This is a genomic window from Roseofilum reptotaenium CS-1145 (assembly GCF_028330985.1).
Taxonomy (GTDB): Bacteria; Cyanobacteriota; Cyanobacteriia; order Cyanobacteriales; family Desertifilaceae; genus Roseofilum; species Roseofilum reptotaenium.
In genome coordinates, this window is record NZ_JAQMUE010000008.1 from 20,678 (window position 1) to 32,705 (window position 12,028).

The following is a 12,028-nucleotide window of genomic DNA, read 5'->3' on the forward strand; positions in this document are numbered from 1 at the left end:
TAAAGGAACCCTGAAGGTTTATTTATTAACGGTGAATTATCCCTTGAACTACGGCTACACTATCCTGAATTAAAGGCAATCATTGAGCCACATTCACTTTAAGGGGATTTTCTGACATCAGTAACTTCTTTTAACTCCTCCCCACTGACGGCGATCGCCCGCGAGAAAAGTAGCATTTGATTTAATATGTAAACTTTAAAAAAAATTAGGGTTGCCTTTGAGCAACCCTTAAATTCATGAGCGGGTTAACAATCTATTGACTCGATTTCGGTTCTAATTTGATATTAGTCGCTAATCCCAACATCTCAAGCAGTCGAATTGTCATCCAAGTCATATCAATTTCCCACCATTGCAAACCATGGCGAGCTGAATATTGATAGGCATGATGGTTATTGTGCCATCCTTCACCATAGGTAACGAGGGCAACCCACCAGCAATTTTTGGAGTGGTCATGACTTTCATGGGTAACATAACCAAACTTATGAGTGGCACTGTTGACAAACCAAGTGCAATGGAAGACAACAGCCAAGCGGACAAATATTCCCCAAACGACAAAAGGCCAACCGCCTAAGAAATACAAGAGGAGACCAAAGGCAACTTGGATCAGGACAAAATTCTTTTGTAAAAACTGGTAAACTGGGTCATCCCCAATATCTTTGGTAAACCGGGGGACTTCACTGCGTTTAGGAATAATATGTAAAAGCCATCCCATGTGACTCCACCAGAACCCAGCGTTAGAATCATGGGGATCGGCTTCAGTATCTGAATAAAGATGGTGCATCCGATGAAGTCCGACCCAATCAAGTACACCGCCTTGACAGGCTAAACTGCCGCAAAAAATGAGGAAGTATTCTAGCCATTTGGGGGCTTGGAAACTCCGATGGCTGACTAAACGGTGAAATCCTAGGGTAATGCCTAATCCACCCGTAATCCAGTGGAGGACTAGAGCTAATGCTATCGCAGACCAACTAAAGTTACTGGGCAGGAAAGCAAACAAGGCCGCTAGGTGAATTAATAGGAAGTAGCTGACGTTGACCCAATCTAGGGGATGTTTATTGGTTGTGGCAACACTCATGCAGTAATCTCAATTTATAACAATGCAGGATATCCTGCTGTTTGGAACGATTGCGCCCCTTTACCCATTAGTAGAGAAAAATGAATCCCTTAGAACAGATCCAAGAGGCACAACATGCACTCGCCCCTATTTTTTCTAGCGTGGATGCTCGAATTAAGCACAATTTACGAAAAGTTTTGCAGGCTTTTCGATCGCAGAAAGTGGGGGTACATCATTTTTCTAGTGTAACGGGTTATGGTCATAATGACCTAGGGCGGGAAACCTTCGATCGCGTTTTGGCTGAAGTCATGGGATCGGAACGGGCGATCGCCCGCGTGCAGTTGGTATCGGGAACCCATGCGATCGCCTGTGCCCTTTTTGGGGTATTGCGTCCGGGAGATGAGCTGCTCTCGGTTGCAGGCGCTCCCTATGACACCCTGGAGGAGGTAATTGGACTGCGGGGTAAAGGGGCGGGATCGCTGATGGACTATGGGATTGAGTACCGTCAGTTGGAGTTAACGCCAAAAGGTGAAATGGATTGGGAAGCTCTAGCGCAAGGGGTGAAACCACAGACGCGGATGGTCTTGATTCAGCGCTCTTGTGGCTATTCCTGGAGATCGAGTTTGTCTATTGCGGATATTGCCAAAATTGTGGAGATGGTGAAGGGGCAAAATCCAGATACCGTCTGTTTTGTGGACAACTGCTATGGGGAATTTGTGGAAGAACAGGAACCCACGGAAGTGGGGGCAGATTTGATGGCGGGGTCTTTGATTAAGAATCCGGGGGGAACTTTGATGACGGCTGGTGGGTATCTGGCTGGTCGTTCTGACCTCGTAGAGCAGGCTGCTTGCCGCTTGACCGCCCCTGGAATTGGCAGTACGGGAGGGGCTACATTTGACCAGCATCGCCTGTTATACCAGGGTTTATTCTTGGCTCCGCAGATGGTGGGCGAGGCATTGAAGGGGAATTATTTGGTCGGGTATGTGTTCGAGCGCCTGGGATATGCCGTGAATCCCGCTCCTTCGGCTCCCCGACGGGATCTGATTCAGGGCATTCGCTTGGGTTCACCCGATAAATTAAAGGCATTTTGCCGGGCAATTCAACAGTTTTCTCCGGTGGGTTCCTACCTCGATCCGGTTCCGGGGGAGATGCCTGGATATGAGAGTGAGTTAGTGATGGCTGGGGGTACGTTTATTGATGGGAGTACCTCCGAGTTGTCAGCAGATGGGCCGTTGCGGGAACCCTATGTGGTGTTTTGTCAGGGAGGAACCCATTGGACGCATGTGGCGATCGCTTTGGAAGCGGCGATCGCTGCGGTAGAGTCTGTGAAAGCCTGAAAAAGGCGATCGTCCCAAATATATAGGGGCTTTCCGGCTGGAAAGCCCCTACCGAGGTTGCTGACGACTTAAATTAAGCCATTTGGCAGTTGAACTGAGACAAATGTCAACTGTTGCAAGGTAAACTGACCGGTCAGAACACCCAAAATTTGGTTGGTTGCTGTAATACTCAGCACCGTATTGTTACCGTTGATGGTCGCCGTCAAAGCAGCAGGGGTCAAATTACCGGTTAAGCCAATAATATCAACGCCAACTTGATAATCTTGGATGAGATCCGCTTGTGCTACAGTGGCAACTGCTGTACTGGTGCGGAGAACAAACAGATCGTTACCGGCTCCACCCAGTAAGGTATCCGTACCAAAATCTCCACTCAGGACATCATTACCATCACCACCAATGAGGGAGTCATTGCCCTGGCCGCCGAAGCTGGTATCGTTACCTGTACCACCAGAAACCGTATCGTTGCCGCGATCGCCCATCAACGAATCATCACCCTCATCACCATTGACGGTATCATTCCCTTGACCACCAAATCCAGTATCATTACCGATACCACCCGAGATCTGATCGTTACCTGTATTGCCACTAACGATATCGTTACCTGTATCACCCGTCATGACATCATCACCGCCAAGACCATACAGTTGATCGTTGCCATCCAAGCCTTGTAAACTATCACTACCCGTCGTTCCTGTCAACAAATCATCTCCTGAAGTTCCAGGAACCGGGTTCAGACCGGGTGTTGGAGTTGGAGTTGGAGTTGGACTACTCGACGGAGGAGCCACTGGGTCAGTTATACCTGGAGTTGGAGTTGGAGTTGGGGTTGGAGTTGGGGTTGGGGTTGGAGTTGGGGTTGGGGTTGGGTTTGGGGTTGGAAATGCAGCCAGGATAGCTGTACTTGTCAAATTACCAACTGTCTCGATTACACCTATACCCCCAGCAATACCTTCAGTGGTTGAGAAGTAATTATCAATCTTCAGGTCATTAGCGGCATTAAAAGCACCATCATTATTCAAGTCAATAATCAAACTGGTACTCGTTTCTGATTCACGGAATACTCCTACATCCCCAGTTGTTGCCGTCTGACCGGGTGTAGTGATTGCCAACTGAGTAGCATCACTGATACTAAGTGTGTCAGTTCCTGCCACATCATTGATTACTGTTCCTGCACCATTTGTCTTGTTTAGATTGTAAGTATCGTTTCCGGCACCAGCATTGAGGGTCAAAGATCCACTGGTTCCGCCAGTAATTACATCAGCTTGAGCAGAGCCTAGTACAGCTTCAATATTTTGAATTGTATAACTGATGGTACTATTAGTGTCTGTTGCAGTCCCTGCACTCAAATCGATCGTAAATCCAACAGTTGCTTGCGCAAAGGAGAGCCAGTCTGTATTAGCACCTCCATCAAAAGTAGAGCTAGTGGCATCTATTCCTGCGACTAGGGTGTCATTACCAGCATCGCCAGAAACAGCATTTTGACCTGCTCCACCGTCTAGATAATCATTGCCGTCACCACCATCGAGTTGGTCGCCATCGTCTTCTCCAAGTAGAGAATCATCCCCCGTTCCCCCTTGAAGAGTATCAACTCCTGCTCCTCCCTTTAAAGTATCATTATCAGCACCACCGAGGATTGAATCATTTTCAGTTCCTCCTTCGAGACTATCAGTCCCTGCTTCTCCTTCTAGAGTATCGTTTCCTGTGCCTCCTAAGACAATGTCATTTCCGTCACCTCCTAGGATCGAATCATTACCATCTTCTCCATTAAGATAATCGTTTTCTGTGCCACCTGTAATTTGGTCATTTCCGGTGCCTCCTAATAAAGAGTCAGCACCTGCATCCCCTTGAATTGTATCATTTCCTGCATCTCCTGTTTGAGTGTCATTTCCTGCCCCTCCAATTAAAGTATCTTCCTGTTCACCACCTACTAAGGAATCGTTACCATCCTTACCATCAAGAGTATCAACCCCTGTACCCCCTAATAGAGTATCATTACCTGCTCCTCCATCTAGACTATCAGGCCAGTGCCCCCCATCTAAAAGGTCATCTCCTTCTCCTCCCAGAAGGGTATCATCATTATCCCCTCCAGATAAAGTATCATTACCATTTTCTCCCTGGAGTTCATCGTTTTCAGTCCCCCCATCTAAAAGGTCATTTCCTTCTCCTCCTTTTAAGGTGTCATTACCTGCATCTCCAATCAGATTATCATCATTATCTCCTCCTTCAATGCTATCATTATCTCGACCACCATTGAGAAAGTCATTTCCAGCCAACCCTTGTAGGGTGTCATTACCAAATAGCCCTGTAATCACGTCATTTTGGGCTGTTCCCTCTAAAAGCTCAGAGTTATTAGTTCCTTGGATGATTGCCATAATTTCTGTACTCCGGAGTATTTACTGAAGATAGAATTCTAGAAGACAAACGCTAAGTCAGCTACTGATAGAAATGCAATACCTTAACCTAGCTTTTTCATGTTAGCTCTAGATTGCCGGGACTACAGACTCATTTATGTTAATTCCAGATTATTTTTTGTGTGGTGTGATAGATCAATAATAAGGTTAAACAGCAGATAATAGCAAATTTTGTGGAAGTTGGCTAGTTTAGTCCTATAGAAGACAAGAACTGTTGATTTTTTATCTGGCAGAAATCTATGTCAAGACAAATAACTTAAGTATAAATACGCAGTATTCTTTTTTTCTGTATTTTATTTTTAATAATTTATGTTTATGCTATATAGACAGCAATAGGAAAATCCTATGGATTAGGCAAAAATCATATCATGTGTAACAAAAATGATAGTTCGTCTGAATTAAGATGAGAGTTTAAAGTTCAAAACTCAAGGATTTTTGTGAGGTAATGAATGTACTTAGATGAGTTATGGAGAACTATCTTGCGATCGTTTTGCCTAGTAGTTTCAGGGGAAACTGTGGTTAGATGATGGTGGGATTGAAAGACGGTAAGCTAGATGGTGTAATGGTTATGAGTTCTATTTTACAGTTGCTGGGGATTATTGCGATCGCCTCCTGTCTCAGTATTATTACTCAGCCTATCACCTTGAATAATCACGAGGTTGAGTGGAAAGCAACTCAAGGGAGAGATCCATCTACCCAGTCAATTGTACTGGAAAATAGAAGCGATCGCTCCCTAAGCGGTCTGGTTGTATCAGGCAGTCGGGGAATTCCCATTCTATTTTTTAGTTTAGGACTCACCAGTGTTGTTTTAATTAGCAAAACCTTGAACAGAACAAATAAAAACCATCTCTTCACTACCCCGAAAAACTTCCCCGATCGAGAAAACAAAGGTTTTAATCATATTTTATGGGAATCAAATCCAGCGTTTTTTGTAGCTATTGGGATAGATGGAAAAGTAAAAAAAATCAATAAATCGATGCTGGAAGTTGTCGGGTATACAGCAGAAGAAGCGATCGGTTTAGATTATCTCTCTCATTTTGTTCCAGAAGCCGATCGTGCTGAATTATCAGTAATATTTGAACATCACTATCATTCCTTGGAACCCATCCATCATCAAAATCGCATCTTAACTAAAGAAGGTCAAGAACTTTTAGTAGAGTGGAATGGACGTTCTATTGCCAATCCAGAAACAAATCAAATTGAATATTTTGTGGGTTTAGGCATTGATATTACTGACCGTCAACGTCGTGAAACGGAAATTCATCTCCTTTATCAACTCACTCAAGCGGTTAGTGAATCCAAGAATTTCGATCATGCTTTGGCAGTGACGATGGAACTGATTTGTGAAGCCACTCGTTGGGATATTGCTGAAGCTTGGATACCATCTGCTCAAAAACAGGAGTTGGTCTGTAGTCGAGTCTGGTATCAACAAAGTCATATCCGTCCAGAAATCTATCCACAAATCCAATATTTTCGAGCGGTCAGTGAGCAGATTGCGTTTCCACCTCATGTCGGTTTACCTGGACGAGTGTGGGGTTCACAAAAAACGGAATGGGTTTTTGATATCTCTCAAGGATCAGGTGATTTGTTTTTCCGCAATAAAGTAGCGGCAGAATGTGGTATTAAAGCAGGTTTGGGTGTTCCTATTGTAGCCAATAATCATATTCTAGCTGTGTTGGTTTTCTTCAGAAGATGCTCTCAAGAAAGAGATTCTAAGTTGATGGAATTGGTTGCTTCTGTAGCGATGCAACTTGGATCAATGTTTGAATCGAAGCAAGCTGAGGCAAAATATCGAAGTATTTTTGAGAATTCTATGGAAGGGATTTTTCAAACGACTCCTGAAGGAAAAATGATTGGTGCTAATCCAGCATTGGCGAAAATTTATGGGTATGAATCGGCTGAAGATTTGATGGATAATATGGCAGATGTGGAGCATCAACTCTATGTTAATCCGGAGAGTCGAAAAAAATTCAAAGTGTTGTTACAAGAAAAAGAAGTCCTCTCTCAGTTTGAAGCGGAAATTTATCGTCGGGATGGCAGCATTATTTGGATTTTGGAACGAGCGAGGGGGGTTAAAGATAACCAAGGAAAGTTACTCTATTATGAGGGTTCTGTCGTTGATATTACAGAACAAAAACAGCAGGAAAAAAGACTGCGCTATTATGCGTCTCATGATTCGTTGACAGGACTGATTAATCGGGCCTATTTTATCAAAGCGTTAGCGAAGGCTAATGCTCTATATCATGAAAATCCCAACTATCAATTTGCGGTTTTATTTATTGATTTAGATGGGTTTAAGAGTATTAATGATAGTATGGGACATTGGGTGGGCGATTTGTTGTTGATTGCGATCGCCTGGACTCTACGACAGTGTATTAGCGAACACGACACGATTGCGCGATTAGGCGGAGATGAGTTTACCATTCTGGTGGAAAACCAGGATCGGCTACAAGATGTAATTAATATTGCTAACCAGATTCACGAACATCTCGAACAACCCTTTAAGTTAGGGGGTCATGATTTGTTTATGCAGGCTAGTATTGGTATTGCTTATAACTTGCCGGAGAACCAGGATGTGGATGATATCCTGCGCAATGCAGATATTGCGATGTATCGAGCTAAAAAACAAGGTAAAAATTGTACTGTTGTTTTTGATTGGACTATGCGTCAAGAAGCGATGGAGCGAATGCAGATTGAAACAGATCTGCGTTTACTACTCTATCCAGAAAATAAGAATCATGCACATCCAGGAGAATTTTATGTCTACTATCAACCTATTGTCGCGTTAGGAAGCGGTAAAATTATTGGTTTTGAATCTTTAATTCGATGGTATCATCCGGAGAGAGGATTTGTTTCTCCTGGGATGTTTATCCTCGTTGCTGAAGAATCGGGTTTAATTGGTGCGATTGGTGAATGGGTATTATTAGAAAGTTGTCGGCAATTAAAACAGTGGCACACCCAATTTAGGAATTTTTCCCACTTAAAGATGAGTGTGAATTTATCGAGTCGCCAATTAACGCCCAATTTATGCGATCGCATCGATCAGATTCTAGCTGAAGCGGATTTACCGGGCAAATACTTGAAGCTAGAGATTACGGAAACGGCTATCATGGAAGATCCTGAAAGTGCGATCGCCATTTTCCAGGAACTAAAAAAGCGCAATATCGAACTCTCCATTGATGATTTTGGCACAGGATACTGTTCTTTAGCTTACTTACATCGTTTCCCAGTTGATACTCTGAAAGTGGATCGTTCTTTTGTGCAAACCATCACGCAATTGGGAGAAAATGCAGAAATTGTTCATACCATTATTTCTCTGGCGCACAGTTTAGGGATGGAAACTATTGCTGAAGGGATTGAAACCATCGATCAGATGCAGCAACTGCGCAGTTTGAATTGCACATTTGGTCAAGGCTACTTTTTCGCTAAACCCTTAGATGCTGAAAATGTTACTCGATTATTACAGGATGAAAAACGTTTTTGAGTTAACTCAAACCGGCACGTACTTTAATCCCATATTCCGACTCAAACGCCTCTTTTTTGTCATCAATACTCCAACGTTCTAATTCACAATTATCATTTATATTGGCTGGCTTAAGTTTTAAATACAACTCTTTTGTTGCAGGATTATAATGACAAGCAAAAGACTCGACTGCCCCAATTTGTCGGCGGTCTAAAGCAACCGCTAATCGTAAAAATGGGCTAACTTGACTCACTAACTGGCGATCGCTCTTATGCATCAAATTGGTATAGTTTTCATGCTTTTTCTTCGGGGCACTTTTCCGATGATATCGGGCGATATTGGCAATGATTTCTACTTCGTTTTCTGTATATCCCAGTAATTCACCATGGCGAATTAAATAATAGGAATGCTTATGATGGGCTGCATGGGACACATAAACTCCACAGTTATGTAAAATTGTGGCTACATAGAGTAGTTCTCGTTCTGAGTTTCCCCAATAATGGAGAATTCCTTGGGTACAATCAAACAGATGAACAGCAAAATTAGCCATACGCTGACTCGATTCTAAGTTCACCTGATATTTTTGGGCTACTTTGAGGACACTACGATAGCGAACTTGGCTTTGATATTCTAATTTATCGCCAATTAAACCATGAGTGAGCATCCAGTCTACAATGATACCTTCTCGTAGGGCACGCTCGCAAATTACTAAGGAATTAATGCCCAATAAAATCATGGCTTCTTGGAGAACTAAAGCGCCTGCGATAATGATTTCTGAGCGTTTTTCCGACATTCCGGGAATTTGAGCGCGATCGCTCTCTGGCAGCTTACGCAAATGCTCAATAATCTCTTGTAAATTTTTCAGCTTTAACTCATAACCGGTTAAGGGACTCGGTTCCATACCTAACCGTTCCCAAGCATCAATACACGCTAAGGTTTCAATGGTTCCCGATGTGCCCACTAACTGGGGAATTTCACCCCGTTGCAGATAACTTTGTAGCTCTTCCACTGCCCGTTCTAAGCGTCCTCGAATATAGGCTTTGAGATAGTTAAATTCGCGATCGCTAATCGGATCGGTGGTAATAAATTCTGCTGTTAACCGGACGGCTCCCACCTTCGTGCTGCTCAGGGAGCGAGGTTCTTGTCCATCTCCTAAAATTAACTCTGTCGATCCTCCACCAATATCAATAATGGCATGGGGTAAACCTTGAAAGTCCATCCCAGAAAGGACTCCCAAATAAATGCGTCGTGCTTCTTCTGGCCCGGAAATCAGATTAATCTCTAATCCTAGTTCAGATTTAATCTGTTTGAGGAAATCCCGACCATTGGGGGATTCCCTTACGGCACTGGTGGCAACGGCAACAACTTCATCCGCTTCGAGACTTTTGGCAATTTGTAAAAAACGCCGAAAAGCAGCGATCGCCCTCTCCATGACCTCTACTTTCAGCGCCCCCGTTTTTGAGTCGCGATCGCCCAAACGCACTGTTTCCTTTTCCCGGTCAATAATGGTAAACGTGGGGAGTGTGGGATCAATCCGAACCACCACCATATGTACAGAATTGGTTCCCACATCAATCGCCGCTAAAATCTGAGGCGTTTCGGGTGTCGGAAACGTAGGAGTCTGAATCAGGGTTGAGGAATCGACGATTTGATTAACCATGATAATGCTTTCTTTGGTCTAAGTTTTACGATCCAGGGTATCTTTAAAAGGGACTCAATTGACCTCTCCTATGATCGAACATATCGTCTTGTTTCAATTTAAACCCGATGCCTCCCCCGAAAGCCTCTCAGCCGTCGTTACCAGACTCAGGGAATTAAAAGGTAAAATTCCCCAAATTCTGGCATTATCTTGTGGCGAAAATTTCTGCGATCGCGCCCAAGGATTTACCCATGGATTAGTTGCTCGTTTCCAAGACTCTGCCAGTCTACAAGCCTATCAAGATCATCCCGCCCATCAAGAAGTCGTACAAACACTCATTAAGCCGATCGCAATTAACATTTTAGCCATGGATTATGAAATCCCAGAGGATGGTCAATAGGATAGGGAGATAGGGGGATAGGGAGATGGGGGAAAGTCCCTTTCCTGTGGGAGAGGGATTTAGGGAGAGGGCATAATTACCATGGAATTTGAACAAGTCCGGGCTGCATTTCAACAGATTTGGGGATATGACGATTTTCGCACTCCCCAAGGGGAAATTATTCAGACTTTATTGAGACAAGAAGATGCCCTCGTCGTCATGCCCACTGGTGGCGGAAAATCCATTTGTTTTCAACTTCCTGCCCTCCTGCAAAACGGAGTAACCTTAGTTGTTTCTCCGCTCGTGGCACTGATGGAAAACCAAGTACAAGAACTGCGACAACGGAACCTCAAAGCTGCTTCTATCCATAGCGAACAGCCCACGTATGTCCGGAAACAGGTCTTCCGACAGCTTGAAGAGCAGAAACTGAGATTACTCTATCTTTCTCCAGAAACCTTATTCAGTCCTCCCGTTTGGGATCGACTTTGTTTACCCAAACTTAAGATTAATGGATTCATTTTAGATGAGGCCCATTGTTTGGTTCAGTGGGGGGAAACCTTTCGCCCCGCTTATCGCCGGTTGGGTGCAGTTCGTTCGGCTTTATTAAAGCATAAACCTAGAGGGACAAAATTGGCGATCACCGCCTTTACCGCGACTGCTGATTCCTACACCCAATCGATTCTCAAAGAAGTATTGGATCTGCAAGATCCGCAAACGTTTCTCCTCAATCCTTATCGGGAAAATCTCCATTTAAGCGTTAAAATTGCTTGGTCACCCAGAGGACGCAAAAACCAAATTTTGCAGGTTCTCAAACGATCGAATGAGGAAAGTGGGTTAATCTATGTTCGCACCCGCAAAGATAGTGAAATGCTCTCTCAATGGCTCCAGCAGCACCAGCTTACCACGGCTGCTTATCACGCGGGTTTAAGTCCAGAGCAGCGACGAACGATTGAAAATCAATGGTTTGAGGAAGATGTGCAAGCGGTTGTCTGTACTTCTGCCTTTGGAATGGGGATTAATAAACCCAATGTGCGCTGGGTAATGCACTACCATCCGCCCCTACTTTTATCCGAATATATGCAGGAAGTGGGCAGAGCAGGACGAGATGGACAACTGGCGCGAGCGATTACTTTAATCAGTGAACCTACGGGATGGCTCGATCCTGGGGATAAGCAACGCCAAAATTATTTTATCGGACAACAGCGATCGCTCCAACAAGTCGCCCAAAGCCTCACCTATACCCTACCCCCTCAAGGGGATGTACGGCAGCTCAGTCAATCCTATCGCCAAGCTCCCCTCGCCTTATCCGTGCTGCATAGCCAAGGAAAGCTCCAATGGCACAGTCCATTTCACTATGAAATTCTGTCGAGTTCTTCATCGAGTGCTTTAGACAATAACCAAGCGATACGAAAGATGCAGCGCTATTTAATAACTTGTGGCTGTCGCTGGAAATTCCTGTTAGAAGCCTTTGGATTTAAGGTGGCAGACAATTATCGGTGCTTGCATTGCGATCGCTGTGAGTTCATGGGGAGATAGGGTAGTAAGCTCTGGAGAATGCGTCTTTCTATGGGCGATCGCAGTTATCATTGCAAATACTATCATAGAATGTTGAAACCCACATTCCGCACGACAAAGTGTAGCATAGATAATGAGACCAAGTGGAGGGAATATTTACCCGGAAAAAAACTGGAGAAAAACGAGAAACCATAGGAAAATAGAAGTGATTGTATGGCTCAAAGCCTGGTCAG

At 44.1% G+C, this 12,028-nt stretch carries 7 protein-coding genes; 4 read left to right on the forward strand and 3 right to left on the reverse strand.

The features are described from left to right. Positions 1–253: 253 nt before the first annotated feature. Entirely contained in the window at positions 254–1,075 is an 822-nt protein-coding gene (locus PN466_RS00930) for an acyl-CoA desaturase (protein ID WP_271936201.1), read from the reverse strand. Between the two features lie 80 nt (positions 1,076–1,155). Here PN466_RS00930 and PN466_RS00935 point away from each other — a divergent pair, with 80 nt between their 5' ends. Then, positions 1,156–2,391: a methionine gamma-lyase family protein gene (locus PN466_RS00935; RefSeq protein WP_271936203.1), complete on the forward strand. Its 1,236-nt coding sequence runs from the start codon at positions 1,156–1,158 to the stop codon at positions 2,389–2,391. Between the two features lie 68 nt (positions 2,392–2,459). Here PN466_RS00935 and PN466_RS00940 read toward each other — a convergent pair whose 3' ends face one another. Beyond that, positions 2,460–4,760 carry a calcium-binding protein gene (locus PN466_RS00940; RefSeq protein ID WP_271936205.1) on the reverse strand — a complete coding sequence of 767 codons (2,301 nt, stop codon included), beginning with the start codon at positions 4,758–4,760 and terminating at the stop codon, positions 2,460–2,462. A 562-nt stretch (positions 4,761–5,322) separates the two neighbouring features. Here PN466_RS00940 and PN466_RS00945 point away from each other — a divergent pair. Further along, positions 5,323–8,283, forward strand: a complete 2,961-nt coding sequence (locus PN466_RS00945; protein WP_271936206.1) for an EAL domain-containing protein — start codon at positions 5,323–5,325, stop codon at positions 8,281–8,283. Between the two features lies 1 nt (position 8,284). Here PN466_RS00945 and PN466_RS00950 read toward each other — a convergent pair whose 3' ends face one another. Further along, on the reverse strand, positions 8,285–9,922 hold the full coding sequence (locus PN466_RS00950) for a Ppx/GppA phosphatase family protein (protein WP_271936207.1): 1,638 nt from the start codon (positions 9,920–9,922) through the stop codon (positions 8,285–8,287). Positions 9,923–9,992: 70 nt separating this feature from the next. On the opposite strand from PN466_RS00950, the gene PN466_RS00955 reads away from it, so the two are divergent. Together PN466_RS00955 and PN466_RS00960 are read left to right on the forward strand one after the other, a co-directional pair. Beyond that, the gene (locus PN466_RS00955; RefSeq protein ID WP_271936209.1) at positions 9,993–10,301 is read left to right on the forward strand and encodes a Dabb family protein; all 309 of its coding nucleotides are present in this window, start codon (positions 9,993–9,995) and stop codon (positions 10,299–10,301) included. Between the two features lie 81 nt (positions 10,302–10,382). Next, positions 10,383–11,816 (forward strand): RecQ family ATP-dependent DNA helicase, encoded by a 1,434-nt coding sequence (locus PN466_RS00960; protein ID WP_271936210.1) that lies wholly within the window; start codon positions 10,383–10,385, stop codon positions 11,814–11,816. Positions 11,817–12,028: the final 212 nt, after the last annotated feature.

Bases quoted from the DNA above. Each gene is read 5' to 3' on its own strand.
- PN466_RS00930 (WP_271936201.1), bottom strand. From the start codon at position 1,075: ATGAGTGTTGCCACAACCAATAAACATCCCCTAGATTGGGTCAACGTC.
- PN466_RS00935 (WP_271936203.1), top strand. From the start codon at position 1,156: ATGAATCCCTTAGAACAGATCCAAGAGGCACAACATGCACTCGCCCCT.
- PN466_RS00940 (WP_271936205.1), bottom strand. From the start codon at position 4,760: ATGGCAATCATCCAAGGAACTAATAACTCTGAGCTTTTAGAGGGAACA.
- PN466_RS00945 (WP_271936206.1), top strand. From the start codon at position 5,323: ATGATGGTGGGATTGAAAGACGGTAAGCTAGATGGTGTAATGGTTATG.
- PN466_RS00950 (WP_271936207.1), bottom strand. From the start codon at position 9,922: ATGGTTAATCAAATCGTCGATTCCTCAACCCTGATTCAGACTCCTACG.
- PN466_RS00955 (WP_271936209.1), top strand. From the start codon at position 9,993: ATGATCGAACATATCGTCTTGTTTCAATTTAAACCCGATGCCTCCCCC.
- PN466_RS00960 (WP_271936210.1), top strand. From the start codon at position 10,383: ATGGAATTTGAACAAGTCCGGGCTGCATTTCAACAGATTTGGGGATAT.